At 64.0% G+C, this 26,910-nt stretch carries 23 protein-coding genes and 4 tRNA genes; 17 read left to right on the top strand and 10 right to left on the bottom strand.

The annotated features are described in order from the left end of the window. Positions 1-13 precede the first annotated feature (13 nt). Positions 14-2,413 carry a DEAD/DEAH box helicase gene (locus RRU_RS14045; RefSeq protein ID WP_011390528.1) on the bottom strand — a complete coding sequence of 800 codons (2,400 nt, stop codon included), beginning with the start codon at positions 2,411-2,413 and terminating at the stop codon, positions 14-16. A 331-nt stretch (positions 2,414-2,744) separates the two neighbouring features. On the opposite strand from RRU_RS14045, the gene RRU_RS14040 reads away from it, so the two are divergent. Next, positions 2,745-3,314, top strand: a complete 570-nt coding sequence (locus RRU_RS14040) for a hydrolase (protein ID WP_011390527.1) — start codon at positions 2,745-2,747, stop codon at positions 3,312-3,314. A gap of 169 nt (positions 3,315-3,483) precedes the next feature. On the opposite strand, the gene RRU_RS14035 is transcribed toward RRU_RS14040, so the two are convergent. From RRU_RS14035 to RRU_RS14025, 3 genes are all read right to left on the bottom strand, one after another. Continuing rightward, positions 3,484-4,587 carry an acyltransferase family protein gene (locus RRU_RS14035; RefSeq protein ID WP_011390526.1) on the bottom strand — a complete coding sequence of 368 codons (1,104 nt, stop codon included), beginning with the start codon at positions 4,585-4,587 and terminating at the stop codon, positions 3,484-3,486. A gap of 416 nt (positions 4,588-5,003) precedes the next feature. Beyond that, positions 5,004-6,107, bottom strand: coding sequence for an acyltransferase family protein (locus RRU_RS14030; protein ID WP_011390525.1), 1,104 nt, complete (start codon positions 6,105-6,107; stop codon positions 5,004-5,006). An 866-nt stretch (positions 6,108-6,973) separates the two neighbouring features. Further along, entirely contained in the window at positions 6,974-8,023 is a 1,050-nt protein-coding gene (locus RRU_RS14025; RefSeq protein WP_011390524.1) for a restriction endonuclease, read from the bottom strand. Positions 8,024-8,961: 938 nt separating this feature from the next. Between RRU_RS14025 and RRU_RS14020 the strand changes: the two genes are divergently transcribed. Together RRU_RS14020 and RRU_RS14015 are read left to right on the top strand one after the other, a co-directional pair. Further along, positions 8,962-9,582 carry a TetR/AcrR family transcriptional regulator gene (locus RRU_RS14020; RefSeq protein WP_011390522.1) on the top strand — a complete coding sequence of 207 codons (621 nt, stop codon included), beginning with the start codon at positions 8,962-8,964 and terminating at the stop codon, positions 9,580-9,582. Beyond that, positions 9,567-10,079: a GNAT family N-acetyltransferase gene (locus tag RRU_RS14015; RefSeq protein WP_011390521.1), complete on the top strand. Its 513-nt coding sequence runs from the start codon at positions 9,567-9,569 to the stop codon at positions 10,077-10,079. The genes RRU_RS14020 and RRU_RS14015 overlap by 16 nt, the downstream gene beginning before the upstream one ends. A 19-nt stretch (positions 10,080-10,098) precedes the next feature. Here RRU_RS14015 and parE read toward each other — a convergent pair whose 3' ends face one another. Beyond that, a complete protein-coding gene (gene parE, locus RRU_RS14010) occupies positions 10,099-12,096 on the bottom strand; it encodes a DNA topoisomerase IV subunit B (RefSeq protein ID WP_011390520.1) in 1,998 nt (665 codons plus the stop codon). Between the two features lie 124 nt (positions 12,097-12,220). Between parE and RRU_RS14005 the strand changes: the two genes are divergently transcribed. The 3 genes from RRU_RS14005 to RRU_RS13995 all read left to right on the top strand — a co-directional run bounded on the left by RRU_RS14005 (position 12,221) and on the right by RRU_RS13995 (position 14,072). Further along, positions 12,221-12,673 (top strand): acyl-CoA thioesterase, encoded by a 453-nt coding sequence (locus RRU_RS14005; RefSeq protein ID WP_011390519.1) that lies wholly within the window; start codon positions 12,221-12,223, stop codon positions 12,671-12,673. A 226-nt stretch (positions 12,674-12,899) separates the two neighbouring features. Next, complete coding sequence (locus RRU_RS14000; RefSeq protein ID WP_011390518.1) at positions 12,900-13,271, top strand: hypothetical protein; 372 nt, start codon at positions 12,900-12,902, stop codon at positions 13,269-13,271. Between the two features lie 6 nt (positions 13,272-13,277). Beyond that, positions 13,278-14,072, top strand: coding sequence for an alpha/beta fold hydrolase (locus RRU_RS13995; RefSeq protein ID WP_011390517.1), 795 nt, complete (start codon positions 13,278-13,280; stop codon positions 14,070-14,072). Here RRU_RS13995 and RRU_RS13990 read toward each other — a convergent pair. The 5 genes from RRU_RS13990 to rlmB all read right to left on the bottom strand — a co-directional run bounded on the left by RRU_RS13990 (position 14,069) and on the right by rlmB (position 16,831). Then, positions 14,069-14,857, bottom strand: a complete 789-nt coding sequence (locus tag RRU_RS13990; protein WP_011390516.1) for a type II secretion system protein — start codon at positions 14,855-14,857, stop codon at positions 14,069-14,071. The two genes, RRU_RS13995 and RRU_RS13990, sit on opposite strands and share 4 nt — an antisense overlap. A gap of 42 nt (positions 14,858-14,899) precedes the next feature. Then, a complete protein-coding gene (locus RRU_RS13985) occupies positions 14,900-15,145 on the bottom strand; it encodes a hypothetical protein (protein ID WP_011390515.1) in 246 nt (81 codons plus the stop codon). Between the two features lie 274 nt (positions 15,146-15,419). Then, positions 15,420-15,653 carry a hypothetical protein gene (locus tag RRU_RS13980; protein ID WP_011390514.1) on the bottom strand — a complete coding sequence of 78 codons (234 nt, stop codon included), beginning with the start codon at positions 15,651-15,653 and terminating at the stop codon, positions 15,420-15,422. A 127-nt stretch (positions 15,654-15,780) separates the two neighbouring features. Next, a tRNA-Thr gene (locus RRU_RS13975) sits at positions 15,781-15,856 on the bottom strand. 57 nt (positions 15,857-15,913) lie between these two features. Continuing rightward, positions 15,914-16,831, bottom strand: a complete 918-nt coding sequence (gene rlmB / locus RRU_RS13970; protein ID WP_014626435.1) for a 23S rRNA (guanosine(2251)-2'-O)-methyltransferase RlmB — start codon at positions 16,829-16,831, stop codon at positions 15,914-15,916. A 166-nt stretch (positions 16,832-16,997) separates the two neighbouring features. On the opposite strand from rlmB, the gene RRU_RS13965 reads away from it, so the two are divergent. From RRU_RS13965 to rpoB, 11 genes are all read left to right on the top strand, one after another. Further along, positions 16,998-17,083: transfer RNA gene (locus tag RRU_RS13965), tRNA-Tyr, on the top strand. 27 nt (positions 17,084-17,110) lie between these two features. Then, positions 17,111-17,184, top strand: a tRNA-Gly gene (locus RRU_RS13960). Between the two features lie 93 nt (positions 17,185-17,277). After that, positions 17,278-18,468, top strand: coding sequence for an elongation factor Tu (tuf, locus tag RRU_RS13955; protein ID WP_011390512.1), 1,191 nt, complete (start codon positions 17,278-17,280; stop codon positions 18,466-18,468). A gap of 343 nt (positions 18,469-18,811) precedes the next feature. Further along, positions 18,812-18,887: transfer RNA gene (locus RRU_RS13950), tRNA-Trp, on the top strand. A 151-nt stretch (positions 18,888-19,038) separates the two neighbouring features. Then, complete coding sequence (secE, locus tag RRU_RS13945; protein ID WP_011390511.1) at positions 19,039-19,236, top strand: preprotein translocase subunit SecE; 198 nt, start codon at positions 19,039-19,041, stop codon at positions 19,234-19,236. A 4-nt stretch (positions 19,237-19,240) separates the two neighbouring features. Next, on the top strand, positions 19,241-19,771 hold the full coding sequence (nusG, locus tag RRU_RS13940) for a transcription termination/antitermination protein NusG (RefSeq protein ID WP_011390510.1): 531 nt from the start codon (positions 19,241-19,243) through the stop codon (positions 19,769-19,771). 151 nt (positions 19,772-19,922) lie between these two features. Further along, positions 19,923-20,351 carry a 50S ribosomal protein L11 gene (gene rplK / locus RRU_RS13935; protein ID WP_011390509.1) on the top strand — a complete coding sequence of 143 codons (429 nt, stop codon included), beginning with the start codon at positions 19,923-19,925 and terminating at the stop codon, positions 20,349-20,351. 4 nt (positions 20,352-20,355) lie between these two features. Further along, positions 20,356-21,057, top strand: a complete 702-nt coding sequence (rplA, locus tag RRU_RS13930) for a 50S ribosomal protein L1 (RefSeq protein ID WP_011390508.1) — start codon at positions 20,356-20,358, stop codon at positions 21,055-21,057. A gap of 370 nt (positions 21,058-21,427) precedes the next feature. Next, positions 21,428-21,946 carry a 50S ribosomal protein L10 gene (gene rplJ / locus RRU_RS13925; protein ID WP_011390507.1) on the top strand — a complete coding sequence of 173 codons (519 nt, stop codon included), beginning with the start codon at positions 21,428-21,430 and terminating at the stop codon, positions 21,944-21,946. A 58-nt stretch (positions 21,947-22,004) separates the two neighbouring features. After that, positions 22,005-22,376, top strand: coding sequence for a 50S ribosomal protein L7/L12 (gene rplL / locus RRU_RS13920; protein ID WP_011390506.1), 372 nt, complete (start codon positions 22,005-22,007; stop codon positions 22,374-22,376). Positions 22,377-22,580: 204 nt separating this feature from the next. Beyond that, complete coding sequence (gene rpoB / locus RRU_RS13915) at positions 22,581-26,762, top strand: DNA-directed RNA polymerase subunit beta (protein WP_011390505.1); 4,182 nt, start codon at positions 22,581-22,583, stop codon at positions 26,760-26,762. Positions 26,763-26,910: the final 148 nt, after the last annotated feature.

The raw sequence follows: 26,910 nt of genomic DNA, 5'->3' as shown, positions 1-26,910 counted from the left end.
AACGCCGATCGCGCTAGTCTTCGCGCGGCTCCGTCGGCGCGGCGACCTCGGCCTCGGCGTCCGCCTGGGCGGCTTCGGCCTTTTTGCGCGGGGCGGCGCGCTTGCGCTTGGGCTTTTCGGCGACCACCGCCACCGTCTCGTCACCCTCGGCCCCCACCGCTTCGGCCTTTTTGCGCGGGGCGGCGCGCTTGCGCTTGGGCTTTTCGGCGGGCGCCTCGGCCTCGGGGCTTGCTGCGGCCTCGTTGGTCACGGTTTCCGCCGCTTCGGCCTTTTTGCGCGGTGCGGCGCGCTTGCGCTTGGGCTTTTCGGGGGCGGCCTCAGCCACCGTCGGAGCTTCGACGACAGGCTCTGCCCCCGGCGCTTCGGCGACCATCGGCGCCGCATCGTCGGAAAGGGGCTCGGCGACGGCGTCGGTTCCTTCGGTCGTTGCGGCGAGCGCATCGGTTCCTTCGCTCGTTGCGGCGAGCGCATCGGTCCCTTCGGTCGTCGCGGCGAGCGTCTCGGCCGTCGGGGCGGTGTCGGCGCCATCGGTCGCGCCCTTGGTCCGGCGACCGCCGCGCTTGCGCTTGGGCTTCTCGCGCTCGGCTTTTTCGCGCTCGGGCTTCTCGGCGGCGACCGGCGCCTTGGGGGCGGTCTCGATCTCGCGGGCGGCAAGGCCGGGGGCGGGGACGAAGTCGGAGTCGTTTTCGGGCTCTTCGGCTTCGACCAGCAAACCGGCATCGGCCAGGGCTTCCTCGGCCAGGGCCTCGCGGTCGAGCTCGTCGGGATCGCTGAAGGGAACCGAGGGCACCAGCAGGAAGGCGGGGGTAAAGCCGCCAAAGCCGATCACATCGTCGCCGATGCGCATTTCCATGACTTCGGACTGGGGATCATCTTCCCAGCGCCGGGGCCGGCGACCGCGCGCCGCCGAGCGGTCATCGCGACCACGACCACCCCGGCCACGATCGTCGCCGTTGCGTTCGGAGGACGCACGCTCACTGCTGCGGTCGGAGGACGCACGCTCATTGGTGCGGTCGGAGGAGGGGCGTTCGGCGGTCCGCTCGGCCTGCCCGCGCTCGACCGGCGGGCGCTCGGCGACGGGCTGTTCGGCCAGGGTCTTTTCAACGGCGGGGCGCTCGACCGGGGCCTGATCATTGGCCGCGCGCTCGGGGGCGAGCGGACGGGGGCGTTCGGCGTCGGCGCTTCCCCGGCCTGACCGCCGGGCGCCGCGTTCGGGGCGGCCCTTGCCACCACGCTTGGGCCGGCGATCATCTTCGGCAACGGCTAGGGCGACATCCTCCACGGCCACGTCTGAAAGCTCCAATTGGGGGTCGGGCGGAATGGTTTTGCCCAACAGGTTTTCGATGGCCCGCAGGTACTTGGCGTCCTCAGGGGTGGCCAGGGTATAGGCGCGGCCGAGGCGGCCGGCCCGGCCGGTGCGGCCGATGCGGTGGATGTAATCCTCGGGGTGGGTCGGCACGTCGAAATTGAAGACGTGGGAAACCTCGGTCACGTCGATGCCGCGCGCCGCCACGTCCGAACAGACCATCAACTGGACTTCGGCGCGCTTGAACTTCTCCAGCCGCTCGGTCCGCACGTATTGGGGCATGTCGCCATGCAGGGCCAGAATGTCGAAGCCGTGGCCCGACAACGACTTATAGAGCACGTCGACATCGCGCTTGCGGTTACAGAAGATGAAGGCGTTGGTCACCGTCTCGCGCCGCAGAAGTTGGCGCAGGGCCTCGCGCTTTTCCGAGGCCTTGACCATGATCAGGGCCTGTTCCACCGTTTCGGCCACCTTCTGGGTGGGTTCGATGCGGACTTCCTTGGGGTTCATCAGGAAGGCATCGGCAAGCCGGCGGATTTCCTTGTCCATCGTCGCCGAGAAGAACAGCGTCTGACGGATTTTGGGCAGCAGGGCGACGATGCGTTCGACATCGGGGATGAACCCCATGTCGAGCATGCGGTCGGCCTCGTCGATCACCAGCACCTTGACGTCGCGCAGCAGGATCGATCCGCGTTCGAACAGATCGATCAGCCGCCCGGGGGTGGCGATCAGCACGTCGACGCCGCGATCAAGAACCTTTTGCTGCTCGTTCATCGACTCGCCGCCGATCAGCAACGCCATCGACAGCTTCTGGTACTTGCCATAGAGGGTGAAGTTTTCGGAAACCTGGGTGGCCAGTTCCCGGGTCGGGGCGAGGATCAGCGAGCGCGGCATCCGCGCCTTGGCCTTGCCGCTGGCCAGGATGTCGATCATCGGCAGCGTGAACGAGGCGGTTTTGCCCGTTCCGGTCTGGGCGATGCCCAAGACATCGCGCCCCATCTGAACATAGGGAATTGCCTGAACCTGAATGGGAGTGGGCGTTGTATAGCCCACTTCCTCGATGGCCCGGAGGGTTTCTGGACTGAGGCCGAGGTCGGCGAAGGTCATGCTGCGCTTTGAAGATCTATTGGTTGATGCGGCCCGGGCAAGGGCCGGGCGGCGGGAGTCGAAGGCCGGATCGGACCTGGGCCCGGGCCGTCCGCCCAAGTCCGCGCGTGGAAGGCGGGAGAGGGGGGGACCCGGCGGGTCAGACGCGTGCGTCCGTTCGATTGAGCGAAGGCACTATATCTTTCATTACAGGGCTGTCAACGACATGGCTTGCCTCGCGACAAGATCTTGGGTAGCGAAGGGGATTATTTCGCAGCCGACCCCTCCCCCTGTCGTTTCAGGATCCCCCTCGGGAGCCCATCCCGGGAGCCCCCTCCAGGAGACCGTGTCGATGTCGTTTGCCACCCCTTCGCTGATTGATGCCGCCCGTTCCGTGCTGATCGTCGTCGATATCCAGGAACGCCTCTGTCCGGTGATGACCGATCCGCGCGGCGTTCTGTTCAACGGGGCGCGTCTGGTGCGCGGCGCCCGGCGCCTTGGGGTGCCCGTGGTGGTGACCGAGCAGTATCCCAAGGGCCTGGGCCCGACCATGCACGATATTCTAAGCGAGTTGGGCGACGGCGCGAGCAGCGCGGTGATCGAAAAGACCCACTTTTCGGCGGCGGCCGAACCCTTGGTACGCCAACACCTGGAGAGCCTGGGGCGCAGGCAGGCGGTGATCTGCGGCATCGAGGCCCATGTCTGCGTGACCCAGACCGCCATCGATCTGCGGGCGGCCGGCTGGGAGGTCTTCGTCGTGAGCGACGCCTGCTCGTCACGCCGCCCCGAAAGCCTGACCGCCGCCCTGACCCGCTTCCCCGCCGCCGGCGTCGTCCCGGTGATCACCGAAATGGTGCTGTTCGAGTGGCTGGCCGACAAGAACAACGACGGCTTCAAGGACATCATGTCCCTGGTGCGCTGAGCAAGGGGCGACCGCGGACGGCGGTCCAAGACGGCCCGTCGCCTTGGGGGCCTGTGAGGCCGAAGGGCAAGAGCTCCTTCGGCCCCCTTATACCCGCTCTCTTTAAAAGGGGTCAGACCCCTTTCCTTTCTTTTGCGGTGATGACGGGGAGGGGACTCCCCGTCTTGGATCAGGAGGGGGAGGCGCCATAGGCCTTTTCCAGGCGGGGCCCGATATAGCTGCGGCGCAGGGCCAGGAAGGGGGCTTCGATGAAGCGGAAGCTGAGGTAGCCCAAGGGGATCATCAAGGCGAAGCAGACCACGGCCCAGGGCAGGGCGAGGTGAAAATCGGAAATATCCATGATGTGGCGATGAATGAAGTCCGCCATGCGGAAGACCACGAAGAAATGCAACAGGTAGAGGGAATAGGAATAGTCGCCAACGCGGGCCAGCCCCTTTGACACGAGGCCCTTACCGGCGAGGCCCGATCCATCATACCAGGCGATCGCCGCCGCATAGGCCATGCCTTCAAAGGTGGGGAGAATGATCCACAGCGGACTTGATGACGGATAGGAGGGGTGCAGATAGAAGCCGCCATCGGCATCAAAGACCGCGTAGAACGCCAGGAAGCTGGCGACCAATCCTCCAATCACCCAGGGATGGCGCGTTAGCCAACCCTGGGAGCGGGCGGCGGCTATTCCCAAAACGAATTGATCGATGCGCCCCACCAACGTCCAATAGGCCAAAGATTGGACCTCGCCTTTTGCGCAATAGAGACCCAGGCGCAGCCCGACGGTGGCGACCAGGAGCAGCGGGAGGGCGAAGCGCCAGCGGGCGGAGAGCCAGAGCAGCAGCGGCAACAGCAGGTAAAAATGGGCCTCCACGGTGATCGACCAGCCGCCGTTGGGCAGCGTCGGCAAGAGCGGACCCCAGAGGATATTGTTCCAATAGGCGTCGAGATCGGTGCCGATCCAATATTTCCCGAAGCCGCTGACGATGATCACCAGCACCAACAACGGCAGTAGCCGGAGGGCCCGGTTTAGAAGGAAAGTCGGGTAGCTGAAGCTCCGGCCATCAAGGATCTTGGCGAACAAATAACCGCTGAGAGTCATGAACAGGGCGACACCGGTGTGGCCCTCGTCAAAAATCGCCAGGATCCAGGGAAAGGCGGCCTCGAAGGGCACCGGATAGCCCGGGACCCGCGCATGGGTGAAATGCCAAGCGAAGACCAGGAAGGCCGCCAAGGCCCGAATATGATCAAGCGCCAGGGAATACTCCCCCGTCGACGACCGCATCGTCGCGCCCCCTTCTTGCCGACCCCGGTCGGTCGCGGTGGAACCGCTGGCGGTTGATCGACGTCATCGGCCGCCCCCTTAGAGCGGTGAGCGTGAAATCCGCTCCTCGCTCTAAGATCTTGATAGTCAAGAAAATCATCGTCGCACTCTGGTTCGGATCGCTAGGGGATTTGCTCTAAAAAACCGGCACGCCCATCCCCGTAAAAACAGCGCCCGCTGACGATCAAGGCCACTCTGGATCATGGTGGGAAAGGCCGCGAAGAGCGGGGCGTGGACGGCCGATCAAGGGAACAGTCTACGCGTAAAGAAGAACACGTCAAAGGAGATTGATCACCTTCAATAGCCCTTTAAGGGCGCGAAAGGCTGGAGGGAAGGATCAAAGCCGAGAGGATGGGAAGAGGCTTCCCCGTCTTGGATCAGGAGGGGGAGGCGCCATAGGCCTTTTTCAGGCGGGGCTCGATATAGTTGCGGCGCAGGGACAGGAAGGGGGCTTCGATGAAGCGGAAGCTGAGGTAGCCCAAGGGGATCATCAGGACGAAGCAGACCACGGCCCAAGGCAGGGCGGCGCGCGGCGTGGAAATGTCCATGATGTGGCGATGAATGAAGTCCGCCATGCGGAAGACCACGAAGAAATGCAACAGGTAGAGGGAATAGGAATAGTCGCCGATGCGGGCCAGTCCCTTTGACACGAGGCCCTTGCCGGCGAGACCCGACCGATCATACCACGCGATCGCCGCCGCATAGACCATGCCTTCAAAGGTGGGAAGAATGATCCACACCGGGCTTGATGACGGATGGGACGGGTGCAGAGCGAAGCCGCCGGCGGCATCAAAGACGGCGTAGAACGCCAGAAGGCTGGCGACCAACCCTCCAATCACCAAGGGATGGCGCATCAGCCAGCCTTGGGAGCGGGCGGCGATTATCCCCAAAACGAATTGATCGATGCGCCCCACCAACGTCCAATAGGCCAAAAACTGGACCTCGCCTTTTGCACAATAAAGACCCAAGCGCAGCCCAACGGTGGCGACCAGGAGCAGCGGAAGGGCGAAGCGCCAGCGGGCCGAGAGCCAGAGCAGCAGCGGTAACAACAGGTAAAAATGGGCCTCCACGGTGATCGACCAGCCGCCATTGGGCAGCGTCGGCAAGAGCGGACCCCAGAGGATATTGTTCCAATAGGCGTCGAGATCGGCGCCGATCCAATATTTCCTTATGCCGATGACGATGATCACCAACACCAGCAACGGCAGCAGCCGAAGGGCCCGGTTGAGAAGGAAGATCGGGTAGCTGAAGCTCCGGCCCTCAAGGATCTTGGCGAACAAATAGCCGCTGAGAGTCATGAACAGGGCGACGCCGGTATGGCCGGCGTCAAAGATCGCCAGGATCCAGGGCGAGGGGGCATCGAAAGGCACCGGATAGCCCGGGTCCCCCGCATGGGCGAAATGCCAAGCGAAGACCAGGAAGGCCGCCAAGGCCCGAATATGATCAAGCGCCAGCGAGTGCTGCCCCGTCGACGACCGCATTATCCCACCTCTTTCTTGGCCGCCACAGCCCGGCGCCGTGGACCCGTTGACGGTTGATCGACGTCGGCGCGCCAAATCTTTGGGAAAAGGCAGTGGGCTTGGTCTGGCGCAAGACCACCCCGGCTGACGCTTGCGCGCGATCCCATGCCGGGGGTATCGGCAAGACCGGCCCCCAACTTTATGCGTAAAACGACGCGCGTCAAAGGGTTCCTTGATACCCCCAAGCTGGGTAAGGGAATAAGACGACGGAGAATGGAGAGTGACGGCGATGGAGGGAGATGGAGGGAGATGGGGATGATCACTTCCGCTTTCATCCGGTCGCCCGGACTCAGGCGGGGTGGTGGCTTTTTCTTTTTCAAGGGGTGCCGTTACTCGAAAAGGACGATTGGTTGCGCCGGAACGTCCCCAAAGACGTCGGGCGGAACGCTTTTCAGCTTGCGCCCCTAGTCGCCGCCAAGATCAAGGGCGCGGAGCCGGTCGCGGCGAGCGCTTCGCGAGCACATCAGGGTTAGGACAAAGGGGGTGGACAAAGTAAAAAAGGGTTTGCCCCCTTTATTTTCTTAGAGAAATTCCCCGCCTCAGACAAGACGGCGCATCGTTGGATGCGTACTTCAGAACAGATCAATATGCGCAAGGTCGATGGTTGGCAAACCCTAGCCACAAAGCCCTTGGATCAGCCAATTGACCTTGCCGCCCCAACGATACCTTCGTATTTCCGCAGAATGCACCACGCCAATTCCAAATGAATTTCGGGCGGTACCGACGATTTAATTGAAATCGCAGTATGTAATGCGGTGAATCCGTAGAGACGATTGCGTCAAGCGACTGAGGCACACCTGTTGTGCACCGGGGAAGACATGGGGCCCTCAAGAAGAAAATTTTCTCTTTTCCTTATACTCAAGGACACTGCCGAATTTTATGATGAAACGCGCGACATCTGCTCCGATTATGAGTTCGATTTTCCGTCGGGGATCTTCATCCCTTAGCTTAGATAGTTCAGCCTCGAAATGCTCATTGGCACTGTCCGCAGTAGAGAAAATCAACCCCATGTCGGCAGCGGGATACTTTTTGAATGCTCGACGAAGGTCCTCAACGGCCTGAAGCTCATTGTGTCCGCCGACGAACGATTTCACTTGGATGATGCAGATGTGCTGATATTGGAACGCCGGGTGGGAAAGGCCAGTTTCGAACTCGACGATAAGGTCCGCTCCGTGGTCTCCCGCACCTCCCTGTCGCACTACCCGCTTGACCCCCGCCATTCCGCTGAAAATCAGCTCCAGTAGCTTTTCTAGATCGTAGTTCGGGTTGGTGCGCTGGATCAGGCGCGTCATATCGAGCAACGCGGGCTCTAGTTTTTTTGCCAGATAGGCCGCATTGCTGATCGGAGTCCGTAGCATCGGAGTGTTGACTGTGTCCACAGCTGCCAAAAGCTCCTTAAACTCGGCTTTTGCATAGATGCGCCAGTACCTGCCTTGCAATTTCAGACGCTGAGCTAGTGCAGTCGGGACAATCTGAGCGTTACGGTCGAATGAGCGAACAGTCTCGGGGTCAACGCGGAAACAGTGATTAAAGTCATCACTGGGCGAAGTATCCCAAAAGTATCCGGACGTGACTTGAGCCAAGGTGCATTGGCCCCACTTGGGAATATTGACGTAGACTACCCAATCTCGGGGTTCGATATCCAGAAGGAACGACTGATTCCGGTGTTGCTCGTCAGGGGTTAACTCAGCGTACGTTTTTTTGGCAAGTCGCCGCAGATCGGCATCTCCAAGCTGATCACCGGCGTCGGTACGCATATAGCTCCACCCAAAGCGTCCGATGCCGGCCCGTAAAGATGCCATGATCCGGTCGGCACCTTCGTCATAGCCTTTGAGAGCGAATACGGTTTCGTCAGTAAATAGATCAGCCAGCGACATGGATTTCCCCAGTTCAGATTAGGTAGCTGGCGGACGCCGAAGTGGCGTTTCAAGTTCCACCAGGGGACTAAGCTACGAATTCAATCGGTTCGAGCAAGAGTTGGCCGGAGAAATCTCGCATGCGCGCGCTCCTCGGGCAGGAATTCTGTAGTAGACTAGAACCACTTTGGCAGCTTTTTAAACGCTTTGGGGTCAAGCGCTTTGGGGTCTGACCCCTTTATTCTCTCTTTATTTTAACCCTTTTATTCTTCCTTGACGGTTGACCGACGTCGGCGCGCCAGATCTTTGGGAAAAGGCGGTGCGCTTGGTCTCGCGAAAGACCGCCGCGGCTGACGCTTGCGCGCGATCCCATGCCGGGGGCATCGGCAAGATCGGTGCGGGGCGACCGATCGGCGCCCAACTTTATGCGTAAAACGACGCACGTCAAAGGGTTCCTCGGCCCCCCCAGGCTCGGTAAGAGAATAAGACGGCGGGAGACAAAGAATGACGCCGATGGATGGGGAGGGGGATGGGGATGATCACTCCCGCTTTCATCCGGTCGCCTGGAATCAGGCAGGGTGCCGTTACTCGAAAAGGGCGATTGGTTGCGCCGGAACGTCCCCAAAGACGTCGGGCGGAACGCTTTTCAGCTTGCGCCCCTAGTCGCCGCCAAGATCAAGGGCGCGGAGCCGGTCGCGGCGAGCGCTTCGCAAGGATAAAAGCGGCTGCTCCCTTTGTTTTTTTTGTTTTGATCCCGTTTTTTTTATCAATGGCCCTTTCGATCCTGGCGCCCGTCGCCCCCTCCGCGAGGTAGGAAACGGCGCGACTTTTGGTATCTGGATCCTCCATTTCCCCGAGGGAAACCTGAAATCGCCTTATGCCGATCTTTTCTTGTTGAAGACGGCGCCGCGAGGTCTCAGGGTCGCGCCCCGAGATCGACAAAAGTATTGGAGGACGGAATGGCCCGGGGGAACACCCGCGCGCTGATTCTGGAAGCGGCGTTGGACTGCTTCCTGGCCAAGGGCTTCGCCGGAACCAGCGTGGCCGATATCCGCGCCCGCTCGGGCGCCAGCACCGGCAGCATCTATCATTTCTTTGACACCAAGGACGGGGTGGCGCTGGCGCTCTGCGCCGAAGGCTTGCGATCCTGGGCCGGGGCGGTCAGCGCCGTGCCGGCCCAGGGCGCGGCCGAAGGGGTGATCCGCGCCATGGTCGACGCCGCCATCGATTGGGCGCTGGGCAACGACCGCCTGCACCGGTTTCTTTTGCAAAGCGATTCGCTGGTGCCGGTGGCCGCCCAGCGCTCGGACATGGTCGATGCGCTGATGGAAGCCCGTCTGGCCCAGGAGCGCATCTTGCGCGACCTGACCGCCAAGGGATCGATTCGGCCGATGGCCTGGGACATGGCGCGCGCCATGATTCTGGGGCCGGCCGAATCCTACCTGCGCGAACGCGCCCATGGCCGCGCCGCCGCCCTGCCCGAGGAAGCCAAGGCCCTGTTGGGCGAGGCGGCATGGCAGGCGGTGCGGGCCGATCCCCAGGCCAAACCCAAGCGAGAGCGTCAATGGAATCTGATCTGAGCCTTTCCCGGGGCGGTTCGCCCGTCGTTCCGGGGGCGTCGCGGCCGGTCATCATCGCCGCCGAGGATCCGGCCCAGCCGGACATCCTGGCCCTGCTCGCCACCGCCGACGCCTATTATCGCGCGCTCTATCCGCCCGAGAGCAATCATCTGCTTGATGTCGAGGCTTTGCGCGGTTCCGATGTCCGCTTTCTGGTGGCGCGCGCCGGCGGCCGCGCCCTGGGAACGGGGGCTTTGGCTTGGCGGGGGGCTTTCGTCGAGATCAAGCGGATGTGGGTCGATCCCGCCGCCCGCGGGCTTGGCCTGGGCCGACGGATGCTGGGCGCCTTGGAAACCCTGGCCCGCGCCGAGGGCGCGGCGGTATTGCATCTGGAAACCGGAGTCCGCCAGCCCGCCGCCCTGGCGCTGTATCGCTCGGCCGGCTTTGCGCAAACCGGCCCCTTTGGCGATTACCACCCCGATCCCTTGAGCCTGTTCTTTGTCAAAGCACTGGCATAAAGGACCGGGGCGCGGCTGATCAGATATCGAGGTTTTCGGCGAAGCGGGCGTTTTCCTGGATGAAGCGGAAGCGCAATTCGGGTTTGCGGCCCATCAGCTCCTCGACCAGCTTCGCCGTTTCGCGGGCGTCTTCGCGATCTTCCTCGGTCTTGCCGCCCGGCACGGTCACCCGCAGCAACTGACGGGTGGCATAGGCCATGGTGGTTTCGCGCAATTGGGCGGGGGGCATTTCGCCCAGGCCCTTGAAGCGGCTGATCTCGACCTTGCCCTTGGTCTTGAAGACCGTCTTCATCAACTGGTCCTTATGGGCATCGTCGCGGGCATAGACCGAGGTGCCGCCCTGGGTCAGGCGGTAGAGCGGCGGCATCGCCAGATAGAGATGGCCCGCCGAGACCAGGGCTGGCATCTCGCGGAAGAAAAAGGTCATCAGCAAGCTGGCGATATGGGCGCCGTCGACATCGGCGTCGGTCATGATCACCACCTTGTCGTAGCGCAGATGTTCCAGATCAAAGGCGCCCCGGGTGCCGCAGCCCAGGGCCTCGGCCAGATCCGACAGTTCCTGATTGCCGCGCAGCTTGTCGAGCGAGGCGCTGGCGACATTGAGGATCTTGCCGCGCAACGGCAGCACCGCCTGGGTCTGGCGGTCGCGGGCCTGCTTGGCCGAGCCGCCGGCGCTGTCACCCTCGACCAGGAACAATTCGGTGCCCTGGCGGGTCGAGCGGGTGCAATCCGACAGCTTGCCGGGCAGGCGCAGCTTCTTGGTGGCGGTCTTGCGGCTGGTTTCCTTGGCCTGACGGCGGCGCAGGCGTTCGTCGGCGCGCTCCAGGGCATGGGTCAGCAGCAGATTGGCCGAATCGGGGGCGCCGGTCAGCCAGTGATCGAAGGGATCGCGCAGCGCCTGTTCGACCAGCCGGGTGGCTTCCTGGCTGGCCAGTTTTTCCTTGGTTTGCCCCTGGAACTGCGGGTCGCGCAGGAACATCGAGAACATCACCGCCGCGCCGCCGACCACATCCTCGGCGGTCAGGGCGGCCGCGCCCTTTTTATTGCCCGACATTTCGGCAAAGGAGCGCAAGCCGCGCGTCAGGGCGTTGCGCAGGCCGGCTTCATGGGTGCCGCCCTCGGGGGTTGGGATGGTGTTGACGTAGGAATTGAAGAACGGTTCGTCGTCCTCGGGCCAGCACAGCGCCCATTCCACCGTGCCCATGTCGTCGGGCAGATTGGCGGTGCCGGCGAAGGTGCGTCCGCCAACCAGCGGCCGGTTGGCCAGGGCGTGGCCCAGGTAATCCCCCAGCCCGTTGGGGAAGTGGAAGACATCCTCGGCCGGAACGCCGGCGTCATCGGGCAGCAGCTCGGGGGCGCAACTCCAGCGGATGCGCACGCCGCGAAACAGATAGGCCTTGGACCGGGCCATGCGATGGAGCAGGGCCGGTTTGAAACGGGCGCGCGGGCCGAAGATCTCGGCATCGGGATGGAACCGCACCTGGGTGCCCCGGCGATTGGGCGCCGGTCCGATCTTCTGCAAGGGACCAAGCGGCGCGCCCCGGCAGAAATCCTGGGCCCACAGCGTGCGGTCGCGGGCGACCTCGACGCGCAGGCTGTCGGACAGCGCATTGACCACCGAGATGCCGACTCCGTGCAAGCCGCCCGAAACCTTATAGGCGTCGCCGCCGAACTTGCCGCCGGAATGCAAGGTGGTCAGAATGACCTCGAGGGCGCTTTTGTCGGGGAAGCGCGGGTGCGGATCGATCGGGATGCCCCGGCCGTTGTCGCGCACGCAGACGGATCCATCGACGGCCAGATCGATATCGATGACCTGGGCATAGCCAGCCACCGCCTCGTCCATGGCGTTATCAAGGATTTCCGCCACCAGATGATGGAGGGCGCGTTCGTCGGTTCCGCCAATGTACATGCCGGGGCGCCGACGCACCGGTTCAAGCCCTTCCAGCACTTCGATGCTGCGGGCGGTATAGGCGTCGGCCGGTTGGGCCGCCGCCGCGTCTTGGAATAGGTCGGACATGGCGCCACTATAATCAGGCCGCTTCCAACGGCAAGGGCCTCCCGTTCGATGCCCCGGTGATAAAGCGTTCCGGCGCCGGTCATCCGACCCCGGCTTTTTTCGATTTTTCAGGAGTTCGCCGTTCATGAGTTGTACCGATGACGCCACCACTGGCGCTTGCCAAGTCGACCCCGGGGTGGAGGCTGGCGACGAACCGCGCGGCACGGTGTCGATCCGCACCATCGCCATGCCCGCCGATACCAACCCTTCGGGCGATATTTTCGGCGGCTGGCTGATGGCGCAGATGGATCTGGCCGGGGGAACCCACGCCCGCAAGGCGGCCGGCGGCCGGGTGGTGACGGTGGCGGTGAACGGCTTCTCGTTCCATCTGCCGGTGAAAGTCGGCGACGAGGTGACCTGCTATACCGAGATCATCAAGCGCGGCCGCACCAGTTTGACCCTGGATGTGCAGGCCTGGGTCTGCCGGCAGGACGGCGGCGCCAAGATCAAGGTGACCGAAGGCGTCTTCGTTTTCGTCGCCCTGGATGCCGAGGGGCGGGCCCGCCCCCTGCCGCCCGTCGTTTCCTCTCCCCGCTAACCTCCAGGGCCGCCCCCTCGGGCGCGGTAGCCGGTGGCGCACCCCGGAAATCCATGGGTTTCCGGGGAGTCGGGCCCGGGGAGGCGGGCTGCGGAAGGCGTTTGCGAAGGGGCTGGAAATATGGTTCCTTGCCGACCGGGTGATGGACCATCGACGACCCACGCCACGCTCGCCCGGCTATCACGGGGTGAAACCGGGTGGGTGAAACGCAATCCGAGGTGTTTTGATGATTCGTAAGGTTTTGGTGCTCGCGGCGTTGATCGGCGCTCCGCTTCTGATGCCGGGCGCCGCCTGGGCGGCCGAGAAATGCGACACGGTCGGCGTTTATGGGGCGATCGCCCTGGTGGTGTGTCCCCACGTCAACGACCCCCCGGCGCTTGAGCGGGCCGGACGCGAGGCCTGCGCCCCGATCAATGTGCGCGGGGTGTGCAACGCCTGGATCTGGAACAAGGCCGACCGCGCCGCCCGCGCCCTGCCGATGACCGATCGCCAGCTTGGCGCCGTCACCGCCCTGTGGGTCAATAAGCAAAACACCCTCAAGGTCTGCGCCCGCGATGGCTGCTATGGCGGCCAGACCCGGAAAACCGGCAAAAAATAGACGCCGATGACCGTGGATCTCGCCGCCCAATGCCTGGGAGAGGGGCCGCCGCTGGTGGTGCTCCACGGCCTGTTCGGATCGGCGCGCAATTGGGCGGGAATCGCCCGCCGGCTGGGCGATCGCTATCGGGTCCATGCGCTTGATCTGCGCAATCACGGCGAGTCGCCCTGGACCGAGGCCCTGGATTACCCGCTGATGGCCGGCGATGTGGCGGCCTATATCGAGCGCGAGATCGGCGACGGCCCCGCCCCGGTGGTGGTGGGCCATAGCATGGGCGGCAAGGTGGCGATGACCCTGGCCCTGCTTCACCCCGGGCGGGTTGGCGCCCTGGTGGTGGCCGATATCGCCCCGGTGGCCTATCGGCCGGGCCTGGACGCCTTCGCCGAGGCCATGCTGGCCGTGCCGCTGGCCGGACTCGCCCGCCGCTCCCAGGTCGAGGCCCTGCTTGCCGACAGCATCCCTTCCCCGGGCATCCGGCGTTTTCTGGCGCAAAATATCGTTGAGGACCCGGCGGGCGGCTTGCGTTGGCGCTTGAACCTCGAAGGTCTGCGCCGTGAAATGGCCACCCTGGCCGGCTTTCCGGCCTTTCCCGCCGATCGGACTTTCAGCGGGCGCACCCTGGTGGTGCGCGGCGCCCTGTCGGATTATGTCGGCGAGGCGGAGCGGCCGGCCTTTGAGCGGCTGTTTCCGGGCTATCGTCTGGCCACCCTCAAGGGCGCCGGCCATTGGCTGCATTCGGAAAAGCCCGAGGCCTTCGTCGATATCCTGCGCGGCTTTCTTGGCGCGCCCGCCGCCCCTTAAAACGCCCCCGGACCATCGGGGCGGCAGCCGGCTTCCATCATCAACACCATCCAGGGGCGCCAGCGCAGGCGGTCGTCGAAGCGCTGGCCGTTGGGGCCGGCGGGATCGCCCGGATCGGCGCTTACCCAGGGGGCGGGGATGGGGCCCGGCGAGGGGGTTAGCCCGGCATTGACGCGTTCGGCCAGCGAGTCGCCGTGCGGTTGGCCGGGAAAGGCCCTGCCATCGGCCAGGATGGCGCCGAAGCGATTCGGGCCGTGGCTGATCAGCACGAAAGCCGGTGTGGCATGGGGAAGCGGCGGCGCCGCGGCCGGCGGATTGAGCGCCAGGGTGCCGGCCGCCCGGGCGAAGGCCTGAGCGGCCGGCGCGCAATCAAGAGGCGGATAATCGCCAGCCCACGAGCGTCCGCCCAAAGCAGGGGCGGCGAAGGCGGGATCGATGGCATAGGACAGGCGCGCTCCCCAGCCGTCCACGGCATCGGCGCCGGCAAGGCCCAGCGACGCCCAGGGGACAAGACCGATCTTGCGGCACCAGGCGCCATCTTGCCGACCGTCGCCGCCCTCGCGGGCCGCCGGGCAGGGCAGGGCGCCATTGGTCAGAACGATGCGGGTCAGGGCCGCTTCGACCCGGTCGAAGGCCAGGGCGGTGCGCAGATCGGCCGTGCGCGCCCGCAGCGCGCCGACGGCGGCCAGCCCGCCCCCGGCCATCACCCCGAGCAAGGCCAAGGCCACGGCCATTTCCATCAGGGTGACTCCGCGACGGGCGGCGGAGCGCAGGGGCGAAAGCACGGCGGAGAGGGGGCGGCGCGGACCGGACGGCACCACCGGGAGTCAGTGGCGCAGCAGAATCAGAACAATCCCGACCGTGGCCGCGAGATTGAAGCCAACCATCCATTTCAAGACGGCCATATCCGTGTGGATCGGCGCGACTTCTCTTTGCAGTCCGGTCTGTGTCACCACCGACTCATGCAAGGCCGCCTCAAGCGCCACGGTATGGGCTAGCGCCTGATCCTCGGGAATACCCGAAGCTTTCAGGGTCTCAAGGTAAGTCAGGCGGTCGAAGGTGGTGGTGCTCATGGACAAAAAATCGCCCTGAGCCCTGGCGATGTCAAGACCGCCCCTTGCGCTCCTCTAAGGATCGCCAGGGCGGCGAACGGAAAAGGGACCCAGGATTTTCCTGCTACCGCTCTGTCTAATCGACTCTTAAGAAAAGTCTCCGCGTTAAAGGATTTTCTCTTATGCGGTTTTCTTCAGTGCCGTTTCGCCCACCGTTCATGCCAAAGGGCGGCCCCCCATCCGAGCAAGGCGACGATCACGGGAAGAACCACAAAGGCGAAAAGCTGAGTGTTGGTCATGACTTCAGCCCTTTCAGCACGAGGCGCGCCGACAAATGGAGGGCGAGCGCCGCCCCGATCCATAGAATGGCCCCAAGGACCAGGACCGCAAGGGGTACATGGACATCTCCCCCCGCGTTGTAGAAGACGGCGGCGATAGGAGCCAGAACACCCAGGGCGAAACAAGACGAGGCGGCGGTATTAAGTGCGGTCGCCGTCAGTTTGGTCTGCTCATTGGCGATCAAGCTCATAGGAGACCCATCAATCGAGGCTATCCCTTGTTTCTCACGCCTTCAGGGACCGGTCCGGGCGTGGTTGCCACCGCCTTAGGATGTAAAAAAGGACGGCGCTTTTCAAGACACCGTCCTTTTTCTTATCTGGTGCCGGATACAGGATTCGAACCCGTGACCCCCTGATTACAAATCAGGTGCTCTACCAACTGAGCTAATCCGGCGTCATGCCCGCCTGCGCCCTTCATAAACGCAAAGGGCGTGGGCGGGCAAGGGGGTGATCAGGGGCGCAGGCCGCGACCGCTGAGTTCGTAGAAGGTCACGGCGGCGGCGTTGGACACATTCAGGCTTTCAACGCCGCTATCCATCGCCAGTTTGACCAGCAGATCGCAGTGATCGCGCACCAACCGGCGCAGGCCGGCGCCCTCGCTGCCCAGCACGACGACGCAACGCTCGGGCAGGGCGGCCTCGGCCAGGGTGGTCTCGGCCGAGGCGTCGAGGCCGGCGCACCAGAAGCCGTGCTCCTTGAAGGTATCAAGGGCCTGGGACAGGTTGATGGCGCGGACCAGCGGCACGCGTTCCAGGGTGCCGCTGGCCGATTTGGCCAGGGTGCCGGTTTCCTCGGGCGAATGGCGGTCCTGGACGACGACGGCGCGGATGCCGAAGGCGGCGGCCGAGCGCAGGACGGCGCCGATGTTATGGGGGTCGGACACCTGATCGAGGATGGCGACCACCGAGGGACCGGGGATGCGGGCGATCTCCTCGACGGTGGGCTGGGACAGCGGCGCCACCTTGAGGGCCAGACCCTGGTGGACGGCGCCCGGCGGCACCACGGCTTCGATCGCCTCGCGGTCGGCGGGCTCGACCGTCGGCCCGCCCTTGGGCAGCCCCTCGGCGGCGCCGGCGAGGGCGAGCAAACGCAGGGCTTTGCGCTCGGGGTTCTGCAGGGCGGCCTCCACGGCGTGGCGACCAAACAGCCACAGACCGCCATCGCCGCGCCCTCCAGGGCGCTTGCCGCGGGCGGCGGGCTCGGGGCGGCGCGAGGCCCCATCGGCTTCGCCGCGCGGCGCGGGCGGACGGGGCGGGCGGGCGGTGGAGCCGGCACCGGCGGCGGGGCGGGGGAGGGGACGACCGGCCGGCGCCGCGGAGGACTCGGTCGAAGAGGGGGCGCGGGATGGGCGGCGCGGCGGGCGGGTCATGGCGGGCTCCGGGTCGCGGGGAGGGGAAAAGGGTGGGGAAGGTGCCCCATCGCAAGCCCCCTGTCTGCAAAGAAAGAACATCGGACACCACTTTATCATTGACACCGCGAGGCTGTTTCCATATTTCATGTCCTCCGCCGCCGGGGGCCGGATTAACGGGTCTTGCGGAGGGGTGGTCGAGTGGTTAAAGGCACCGGACTGTAAATCCGGCGGGGTAACCCTACGCTGGTTCGAATCCAGCCCCCTCCACCAACCGCTCCGTCCCCCGGTGGCGCGCCTGCGGGTGTAGCTCAATGGTAGAGCCCCAGCCTTCCAAGCTGGTTGTGTGGGTTCGATTCCCATCACCCGCTCCATTCCGTTCCAAGGCCCCTACGTTTAACGCCGCCCTCTCAGAAGCCGTTCGGTCGGGTCGGGCAACCGCAACCATAGAAGGTACGGGATCGAAGATGTCGAAAGAAAAGTTTGCGCGGACGAAGCCCCATTGCAACGTCGGAACGATTGGTCACGTTGACCATGGCAAGACGTCGCTGACGGCTGCGATCACGAAGGTTCTGGCCGAAGCGGGCGGGGCGACGTTCCAGGCCTACGACCAGATCGACAAGGCGCCGGAAGAGCGTGCGCGCGGCATCACGATTTCGACGGCGCACGTTGAGTACGAGACGGAAGCGCGTCACTACGCCCACGTCGACTGCCCGGGCCACGCCGACTATGTGAAGAACATGATCACCGGCGCGGCGCAGATGGACGGGGCGATCCTGGTGGTTTCGGCCGCCGACGGCCCGATGCCGCAGACCCGCGAGCACATTCTTCTGGCCCGTCAGGTCGGCGTTCCGGCCCTGGTGGTGTTCCTGAACAAGTGCGACATGGTCGACGACGAGGAGCTGCTTGAGCTGGTCGAGCTTGAGGTCCGCGAGTTGCTGACGAGCTACGACTTCCCCGGCGATGACATTCCCATCATCAAGGGCTCGGCTCTGGCCGCTCTGGAAGACAGCGACCAGAAGCTTGGTCACGATGCCATCCTCGAGCTGATGAAGGCGGTGGACGATTACATTCCGCAGCCCGAGCGCCCGAAGGACAAGCCGTTCCTGATGCCGATCGAAGACGTGTTCTCGATCTCGGGTCGTGGTACGGTGGTGACCGGTCGCGTCGAGCGCGGCATCGTCAAGGTTGGCGAGGAAATCGAGATCATCGGTATCCGCGACACCCAGAAGACGACCTGCACCGGCGTCGAGATGTTCCGCAAGCTGCTTGATCAGGGCGAGGCCGGCGACAACATCGGCGCGCTGCTGCGCGGCACCAAGCGTGATGACGTCGAGCGCGGTCAGGTTCTGGCCAAGCCGGGTTCGATCACCCCGCACACCAAGTTCAAGTGCGAGGCCTATATCCTGACGAAGGAAGAGGGTGGCCGTCACACGCCGTTCTTCTCCAACTATCGTCCGCAGTTCTATTTCCGCACGACCGACGTGACCGGGACGATCGAGCTGCCGGAAGGCACCGAGATGGTTATGCCCGGTGACAACATCGGCATGACGGTACAGCTGATCGCGCCGATTGCCATGGACGAGGGTCTGCGGTTCGCTATCCGCGAGGGTGGCCGTACCGTCGGTGCCGGCGTCGTCGCCAGCATCGTTCAGTAAGACGCCTAAGCCATCCAGCCAGTCCTTGTCGGGTCTGGCTGGATGGCGCGTGCCTTGGGGCTGGGCAACCGGGCGCGGCTAGCGGATGGATCAAGAAAGTCCTTGATCTCCTTGTGCCGAACAGGTATATGACCCAGCTCTCCCGGCCAAGACCGTCCGGGGGTTTTTTATCGGGGCCTGGCCCTGGTAGCGTGTGGAAGTCCTTTGGCTTCTTTAGGGTTTCGGGGGCGCTCATCGTCCCCGTGTTGGTTTCGGAAGTGGTGGCACTTTCGATGTTCCCAAGGCGCCTCGCGCCTTTGGAATGGACCACCCGGATGATCCATCCGGGTTTTCCGGCCGCTGGAGGGGTGTAGCTCAACTGGTAGAGCACCGGTCTCCAAAACCGGGGGTTACGGGTTCAAGTCCTGTCACCCCTGCCAACGGCCGTGACGTGCCGCCCGTGAATTCCGCCGGAGATCGCCTGTCGTGATCTCCGTCCGGTGCCGTCCTTCGGCGCCACGGCTTGCCAAGGGCAGGCCCTTTTCGGAACAATCGCCGATCCGGCGAAGTCCCGCAGTTTGGAAGGTCAGGATGCCGAGGACCAACCCAGGTCAATTCGTCCGCCAGGTCCGCCAGGAAATCGGCAAGGTGACCTGGCCGTCGCGCAAGGAAACCGTCATCTCGACGGTCATGGTTTTCATCATGGCCTCGCTGGCGGCTGTGTTTTTCCTGTTGGTCGACTGGATCCTGGCCGAGGGCGTTCAGTTCATCTTTGGTTTGGGAGGTTGAGCGCGTGACCGCCCGCTGGTACGTCATCCATGTCTATTCCGGTTTTGAAAACAAGGTCGCCCAGTCCATTCGGGAACAGGCGATCCAGAAAGGCATGGACTCGCGGATCGAGGAAGTTCTGGTCCCGACCGAGGAAATCGTCGAGGTCCGTCGCGGCGCCAAGGTGAACGCCGAGCGCAAGTTCTTCCCGGGCTATGTCCTGGTCAAGATGGACCTTTCGGACGAGACTTGGCATCTGGTGAAGAACACCGCCAAGGTCACCGGTTTTCTGGGCGGTCGCGGCCGCCCCTCGCCGATCAGCGACCGCGAGGCCGAGCGCATCTTGCATCAGGTGCAAGAGGGCATCGAGCGGCCCAAGCCTTCCATCACCTTCGACGTCGGCGAACAGGTCCGCGTCTGCGATGGTCCCTTCACCAGCTTCAACGGCATGGTCGAGGACGTCGACGAGGAGAAGGCCCGGCTCAAGGTCTCGGTTTCCATCTTCGGGCGCTCGACGCCGGTGGAACTGGAATATTCCCAGGTGGAGAAGGTCTGAACGGACCTTCGGACACGCCCCATTGGTCGCGGCGCTTCCCCGGGAGGCGCGCGGCGGCGATGGCGCAACGTGGGAGGCCCGCCCCTTAAAGTCCTTGGGGCGCCGTACCACGGCCTTCGGGCACCTCTAAACGTCAAGGACCGAGGTTATCATGGCAAAAAAGATCATCGGCTACATCAAGCTGCAGGTCCCGGCGGGGAAGGCCAATCCTTCGCCCCCGATCGGCCCGGCGCTTGGTCAGCGTGGCCTGAATATCATGGAGTTCTGCAAGGCGTTCAACGCCGCCACGCAGGGCTTGGAGCCCGGCATGCCGATTCCGGTGGTGATCACCGCTTACGGCGACCGGACCTTCACTTACATCACCAAGACTCCGCCGATGACGTACTTCCTCAAGAAGGCGGCTGGCATCGGCAAGGGCTCGACCACGCCGGGCAAGGGCTCGGCCGGAACGGTCACCATGGAGCAGGTGCGTGACATCGCCGAGAAGAAGATGCCCGACCTGAACTCCCCGACCATCGAGGCGGCGGTTCAGATGGTGGTCGGTTCCGCCCGTTCCATGGGCCTGCAGGTGGTGGAGTAAGACCATGGCGAAGGTTGGAAAGCGACTGAAGGCGGCCCACGAGGGTATCGACCGCGAGGCATTTTATGACTTGCCCCAGGCCGTGCATTTGATCCGTGAGCGGGCCACCGCCAAGTTCGATGAGAGCATCGAAGTGGCGATGAACCTGGGCGTCGATCCCCGTCACGCCGACCAGATGGTCCGTGGCGTCGTCGAGCTGCCCCACGGCACCGGTAAGACCATGCGCGTCGCCGTGTTCGCCAAGGGCGCCAAGGCCGAGGAAGCCAAGGCCGCCGGCGCCGATCTGGTCGGGGCCGACGAACTGGCCGCCGACATTCAGAACGGCACCATCGATTTCGATCGCTGCATCGCCACGCCCGACATGATGGGCGTCGTCGGTCGCCTCGGTAAGGTCCTGGGCCCGCGCGGCCTGATGCCGAACCCGAAGCTGGGCACCGTCACCATGGACGTCGCCACCGCGGTCAAGGCCGCCAAGGCCGGTCAGGTGCAGTTCCGCGTCGAGAAGTCCGGCATTGTTCATGCCGGCGTCGGTCGCGCGTCGTTCACCGAAGAGAAGCTCGTTGATAACGTGCGCGCCTTCGTCGACGCCATCAACAAGGCCAAGCCCACGGGCGCCAAGGGCACTTACCTCAAGAAGGTGTCGTTGAGCTCGACCATGGGCCCCGGCCTCAAGGTCAATCTCGGGACGATTTCGGGCGCCGCCTGATCTCCGGGATTGCCGCGTTAAGATTTTCGCATCCGCTCTTTCGGATGCGGGAGAGGGCGGGCCAGAAGGGGAAACCCCGATGGTTCGCCCAAACCTGTCCGAGACCGTAGGCGCTTTCGACCGGCTTGCCGGCCCGGGAGCTTAAAGGGGGATCCCGCCTGCGCAGACGGGAAGGAAAACACTTTCCTCCGGCGCCGTGCCCTGGCACGTCCCGGTTAGAAAGGGTTCGACTTCCGGGGCAGGTCCACCCCCAGGCGACGGGGGAGGGGAACGGGTGTTCCCCCGCCGGATCGTCGCCTGGGATCATGAGGGCAACCAGCCTCGCCGGTCGGGAAACCGATGCGGGAGAGGCCAGGAAGCGGAGAACACCGTGAACCGGGAAGAGAAAAAGGAGCTGGTATCCGAGCTCAATTCCCTGTTCGGAGAGGCCTCGGCCTGCGTCGTCACCCATTATAAGGGCATGACGGTCGCGGAGCTGGAGCAGCTTCGGAAAGGGATGCGCGCAGCGGGTGCCTCGTTCCGTGTCACCAAGAACCGGATCACGCGCCTTGCCCTCGCGGATACGCCGTTCGAAGGTCTTGCCGACCTGTTTACCGGCCCGACCGCCATCGCGATCTCCAAGGATCCCGTGGCGCCGGCCAAGGTCTGTGTGGAATTCGCCAAGAAGAACGAGAAGCTCGTTATCCTTGGTGGCGCCATGCAGGGCAATGTCCTGGACAAACAGGGCATTGAAGCGCTTGCCAAGCTGCCGTCGCTCGACGAGCTGCGTGGCCGCCTGATCGGCATGATCACCACCCCGGCTACCCGGATCGCTGGCGTCACCCAGGCGCCCGCGGCCCAGCTTGCCCGGGTTTTCAACGCGTATGCCACGAAGGAAGAGGCCGCCTGATCGCGGACCCTCGTTATCCATACGGAAGTCTGAGCCTTTTTTAACGGAGTTACGATAAATGGCTGATTTGGCTAAGCTCGTCGACGAGCTTTCCGCCCTGACGGTCCTCGAGGCCGCCGAACTGAGCAAGCTCCTCGAAGAGAAGTGGGGCGTTTCGGCCGCCGCTCCGGTGGCTGTCGCCGCCGTTGCCGCCGAAGCCGCTGCCCCGGTCGAAGAGAAGACCGAGTTCGACGTCATCCTCGTTGATGCCGGCGACAAGAAGATCAACGTGATCAAGGAAGTCCGCGCCATCACCAACCTCGGCCTCAAGGAAGCCAAGGATCTGGTCGAAGGCGCTCCGAAGCCGGTGAAGGAAGCCGTCTCGAAGGACGAAGCCGCGAGCATCAAAAAGAAGCTCGAAGAAGCCGGCGCCAAGGTCGAGCTGAAGTAACCTCGGGGTTCCGAGGCGTCCCGCAGGGCCGGAAGGCAGGCACTCCGTTGGTGTGTCTGTCGACCGGCCTTCGGGCTTTCCCGAGTATTTTATTCTGCCTTTTATTTTGTGATTTTTGTTTGCCTGTCTTTCTTTCGCGCCCCACGGACCATATCTGTCCAGCGGGGCGCGCCCGGCACGGCGATTCTGAGGTGAGGAGCGGTAATGACCAAGTCGTTGACCAGTCGGAAGCGCATTCGTAAGGACTTCGGCCGGATTCCGACCGTGGCCCCCATGCCGAACCTGATCGAGGTGCAGAAAAGCTCCTATGATCAGTTCCTGCAAATCGGCGTTCCGGTGGATAAACGCACCGACAGCGGCCTCCAGGAGGTCTTCAAGTCGGTTTTCCCGATCCGCGACTTTTCGGGCAAGGGCGAACTCGAGTTCGTGGCCTACGAGCTTGAAGAGCCGAAATACGACACCGATGAATGCCAGCAGCGGGGCATGACCTTCGCCGCGCCGCTCAAGGTGACCTTGCGCCTGCTGGTCTGGGACGTCGACGAGGAAACCGGCGCCCGCTCGATCCGCGACATCAAGGAGCAGGACGTCTATATGGGCGATATGCCCCTGATGACGTCGAACGGCACCTTCATCATCAACGGCACCGAGCGCGTCATCGTCTCCCAGATGCACCGCTCGCCGGGCGTCTTCTTCGACCACGACAAGGGCAAGACCCATTCGTCGGGCAAATTCCTGTTCGCCGCCCGGGTCATTCCCTATCGCGGGTCGTGGCTGGATTTCGAGTTCGACGCCAAGGACATGGTCTATGTGCGCATCGACCGTCGCCGCAAGTTGCCGGTGACGACGCTGCTCTATGCCCTGGAAGGCGCCGCCGCCACCGCCTTGCGCGAGGCGCGCACCGCCGAGGGCCGTTCGGTCGATCCGTCCGAGATCGCCGGCATGACCTCGGAGGAAATCCTTGATTTCTTCTATCAGAAGCTCAGCTACAAGCGCGACGACAAGGGCTGGAAGGTCGACTTCAAGCCCGATCATCTGCGCGGCGTGAAGCTGATGTTCGATCTGGTCGACGCCGCCACCGGCGAGGTCAAGATCGAGGCCGGCACCAAGGTCACCCCCCGGGCGGCGCGCAAGCTCGCCGAGGACGGCATGACCGAGATGCGCGTCTTCACCGAGGAGCTGGTCGGCCGCTACGCCGCCGAGGACATGATCAACGAGGCCAGCGGCGAGATCTATGCCGAGGCCGGCGAGGAACTGACCGAGGCGATGCTGGCCGACATGGAGAAGGCCGGCTTCACCGAGCTGCGCGTGCTTCATATCGACCATGTCAACGTCGGTCCCTATGTGCGCAACACCCTGGCGATGGACAAGAACACCACCCGCGAGGAAGCGCTGATCGATATCTACCGGGTGATGCGCCCGGGCGAGCCGCCGACGCTCGAGACCGCCGACGCCCTGTTCAAGGGCCTGTTCTTCGATTCCGAGCGCTATGACCTGTCGGCCGTCGGCCGGGTGAAGATGAACGCCCGCCTGGGCTTCACCATGCAGGAAGCCCCCGACACCATGCGGGTGCTGCGCAAGGAAGACGTGCTGCACATCATCCGCCAGCTTGTCGAGCTCAAGGACGGCAAGGGCGAGATCGACGACATCGATCACCTGGGCAACCGTCGTGTGCGCTCGGTCGGCGAACTGATGGAAAACCAGTACCGCGTCGGCCTGCTGCGCATGGAGCGCGCCATCCGCGAGCGCATGAGCAGTGTGGACATCGATACCGTGATGCCCCACGACCTGATCAACGCCAAGCCGGCCGCCGCCGCGGTGCGCGAGTTCTTCGGATCCTCGCAGCTCTCGCAGTTCATGGACCAGACCAACCCGCTGTCGGAAATCACCCACAAGCGCCGCCTGTCGGCGCTTGGCCCCGGTGGTCTGACCCGCGAGCGCGCCGGCTTCGAAGTGCGCGACGTCCATCCCACCCATTACGGCCGCATCTGCCCGATCGAAACCCCCGAAGGGCCGAACATCGGTCTGATCAACAGCCTGGCGACCTTCGCCCGGGTCAATCAGTACGGTTTCATCGAAAGCCCCTACCGCAAGGTGGTCGAGGGCACGGTGACCGACGAGGTGACCTATATGTCGGCGATGGAAGAGGGCAAATACGTTATTGCCCAGGCCAACGCCGCCCTGACCGAAGACGGCCATTTCGCCGATGACCTGATCTCGTGCCGCAAGGCCAGCGACTTCGAGATGGTGCAGCCCCAGGACATCGACTACATCGACGTGTCGCCCAAGCAGTTGGTCTCGGTCGCCGCGGCGCTGATCCCCTTCCTCGAGAACGACGACGCCAACCGCGCCCTGATGGGCTCGAACATGCAGCGTCAGGCCGTTCCCCTGGTCAAGGCCGAGGCGCCTTACGTCGGCACCGGCATGGAGGCCGCCGTCGCCCGCGATTCGGGGGCGACCATCGCCGCCAAGCGCGCCGGCGTCGTGCAGCAGGTTGACGCCACCCGTATTGTTATCCGGGCGACCGAAGACCTGAAGATCGCCGAATCGGGCGTTGATATCTATCGTCTGCAGAAGTTCCAGCGCTCCAACCAGAGCACCTGCATCAACCAGCGTCCGCTGGTGAAGGTGGGCGATCTGGTCGGTCGCGGCGAGATCCTGGCCGACGGTCCGTTGACCGAGATGGGCGAGCTGGCCCTTGGCCGGAACGTCCTCGTCGCCTTCATGCCGTGGAATGGTTACAACTTCGAAGACTCGATCCTGATCTCCGAGCGCATCGTCAGCGACGACGTGTTCACCTCGATCCATATCGAGGAGTTCGAGGTGATGGCCCGCGACACCAAGCTGGGCCAGGAGGAAATCACCCGCGACATTCCCAATGTCGGCGAAGAGGCCCTGAAGAACCTCGACGAGGCGGGCATCGTCTACATCGGCGCCGAGGTTCAGGCCGGCGACATCCTGGTGGGCAAGGTCACGCCCAAGGGCGAAAGCCCGATGACCCCGGAAGAGAAGCTGCTGCGCGCCATCTTCGGCGAAAAGGCGTCCGACGTTCGCGACACCTCGCTGCGCATTCCCCCCGGCGTCACCGGTACGGTGGTCGAGGTCCGCGTCTTCAATCGCCGCGGCGTCGAAAAGGACGAGCGCGCCCTGGCCATCGAGCGCCAGGAGATCGAAAGCCTGGCCAAGGACCGCGATGACGAGCGCGCCATCTTGGAAGGCAGCTTCGCCCGCCGCCTGAAGGAACTGCTGATCGGCCAGAAGGTGGTCGGCGGTCCGCGCGGCATGGCGACCGGCGGCGTGATCTCCGAGGATCTGCTGAGCGGCTATACCGCCGCCCAGTGGCGCCAGATCGCCGTCGAGAACGACGAGACGGCGACCGAGATCGAGGGGCTGAAGAAGGCCTATGAGGAATCGATCGCCAAGATCCAGGAGCGCTTCGAGAACAAGGTCGAGAAGCTCCAGCGCGGCGATGAACTGCCCCCGGGCGTTCTGAAGATGGTCAAGGTGTTCGTCGCGGTGAAGCGCAAGCTGCAGCCGGGCGACAAGATGGCCGGCCGTCACGGCAACAAGGGCGTGATCTCCAAGATCAATCCGATCGAGGACATGCCCTATCTGGAAGACGGCACCTACGTCGATATCGTGCTCAATCCCTTGGGCGTGCCGTCGCGTATGAACGTCGGTCAGATCCTCGAGACCCATCTCGGCTGGGCCTGTCGCGGTCTTGGCGCCCAGATCGGCGCCCTGCTCGAACAGGTCAAGCGCGGCCTGATCCCGATCAACGATCTGCGCGAGAAGCTCGACGACGTGTACGGTCCCCGTCACGCCAAAGAGGATCTGGCGCCGATGGGCGATGACCAGATCAAGGAACTGGCCTTCAACCTGCGCTCGGGCGTGCCGATTGCTACCCCGGTGTTCGACGGCGCCCGCGAGAGCGACATCGTCGACATGCTGCGCAAGGCGGGTCTTGACTCCTCGGGTCAGGTCACCCTGTCCGATGGCCGGACCGGCGAGCCGTTCGACCGCAAGGTCACGGTGGGCTATATTTATATGCTGAAGCTCCATCACTTGGTCGACGACAAGATCCACGCCCGTTCCATCGGTCCCTATTCGCTGGTGACTCAGCAGCCGTTGGGCGGCAAGGCCCAGTTCGGCGGCCAGCGCTTCGGCGAAATGGAAGTGTGGGCGCTGGAAGCTTACGGCGCGGCCTATACCCTCCAGGAGATGCTGACGGTGAAGTCCGACGACGTGTCGGGCCGCACCAAGGTCTATGAGGCGATCGTCAAGGGTGACGATACCTTCGAGGCCGGCATCCCCGAGAGCTTCAACGTGCTGGTCAAGGAAATGCGCTCCCTTGGTCTTGACGTTGAATTGGGGCAAAGCAGCTTCTAAATAGTCGTTTCAGGCCCGCGTCCCGGATGACTCCGGCGCGCGGGCCCTTAGGCATTTGGGCGGTCCGGGTTCCCGGACGCGATTTTCGGGGCGCGGGCCCATCCATTCACCACCCGCGCCCGCCGCGAACAAGCGGGAGAAGGCAGGC

It is taken from the genome of Rhodospirillum rubrum ATCC 11170, assembly GCF_000013085.1.
GTDB classification, from domain to species: domain Bacteria; phylum Pseudomonadota; class Alphaproteobacteria; order Rhodospirillales; family Rhodospirillaceae; genus Rhodospirillum; species Rhodospirillum rubrum.
The sequence above is the reverse complement of the archived record's forward strand: the minus strand, read 5'-3'. Positions and strand labels throughout refer to the sequence as shown.

Excerpts from the sequence above, each read along its gene's own strand:
- RRU_RS14030 (WP_011390525.1), bottom strand. The coding sequence starts at position 6,107 with ATGCGGTCGTCGACGGGGCAGCACTCGCTGGCGCTTGATCATATTCGG.
- RRU_RS14005 (WP_011390519.1), top strand. The coding sequence starts at position 12,221 with ATGAGTTGTACCGATGACGCCACCACTGGCGCTTGCCAAGTCGACCCC.
- RRU_RS14035 (WP_011390526.1), bottom strand. The coding sequence starts at position 4,587 with ATGCGGTCGTCGACGGGGGAGTATTCCCTGGCGCTTGATCATATTCGG.
- RRU_RS14040 (WP_011390527.1), top strand. The coding sequence starts at position 2,745 with ATGTCGTTTGCCACCCCTTCGCTGATTGATGCCGCCCGTTCCGTGCTG.
- RRU_RS14020 (WP_011390522.1), top strand. The coding sequence starts at position 8,962 with ATGGCCCGGGGGAACACCCGCGCGCTGATTCTGGAAGCGGCGTTGGAC.
- secE (WP_011390511.1), top strand. The coding sequence starts at position 19,039 with ATGCCGAGGACCAACCCAGGTCAATTCGTCCGCCAGGTCCGCCAGGAA.
- RRU_RS13985 (WP_011390515.1), bottom strand. The coding sequence starts at position 15,145 with ATGAGCACCACCACCTTCGACCGCCTGACTTACCTTGAGACCCTGAAA.
- RRU_RS13995 (WP_011390517.1), top strand. The coding sequence starts at position 13,278 with ATGACCGTGGATCTCGCCGCCCAATGCCTGGGAGAGGGGCCGCCGCTG.
- rplL (WP_011390506.1), top strand. The coding sequence starts at position 22,005 with ATGGCTGATTTGGCTAAGCTCGTCGACGAGCTTTCCGCCCTGACGGTC.
- RRU_RS14025 (WP_011390524.1), bottom strand. The coding sequence starts at position 8,023 with ATGTCGCTGGCTGATCTATTTACTGACGAAACCGTATTCGCTCTCAAA.
- rplA (WP_011390508.1), top strand. The coding sequence starts at position 20,356 with ATGGCGAAGGTTGGAAAGCGACTGAAGGCGGCCCACGAGGGTATCGAC.
- rpoB (WP_011390505.1), top strand. The coding sequence starts at position 22,581 with ATGACCAAGTCGTTGACCAGTCGGAAGCGCATTCGTAAGGACTTCGGC.
- RRU_RS14000 (WP_011390518.1), top strand. The coding sequence starts at position 12,900 with ATGATTCGTAAGGTTTTGGTGCTCGCGGCGTTGATCGGCGCTCCGCTT.
- rlmB (WP_014626435.1), bottom strand. The coding sequence starts at position 16,831 with ATGACCCGCCCGCCGCGCCGCCCATCCCGCGCCCCCTCTTCGACCGAG.
- RRU_RS14045 (WP_011390528.1), bottom strand. The coding sequence starts at position 2,413 with ATGACCTTCGCCGACCTCGGCCTCAGTCCAGAAACCCTCCGGGCCATC.
- rplK (WP_011390509.1), top strand. The coding sequence starts at position 19,923 with ATGGCAAAAAAGATCATCGGCTACATCAAGCTGCAGGTCCCGGCGGGG.
- RRU_RS13980 (WP_011390514.1), bottom strand. The coding sequence starts at position 15,653 with ATGAGCTTGATCGCCAATGAGCAGACCAAACTGACGGCGACCGCACTT.
- tuf (WP_011390512.1), top strand. The coding sequence starts at position 17,278 with ATGTCGAAAGAAAAGTTTGCGCGGACGAAGCCCCATTGCAACGTCGGA.
- parE (WP_011390520.1), bottom strand. The coding sequence starts at position 12,096 with ATGTCCGACCTATTCCAAGACGCGGCGGCGGCCCAACCGGCCGACGCC.
- RRU_RS14015 (WP_011390521.1), top strand. The coding sequence starts at position 9,567 with ATGGAATCTGATCTGAGCCTTTCCCGGGGCGGTTCGCCCGTCGTTCCG.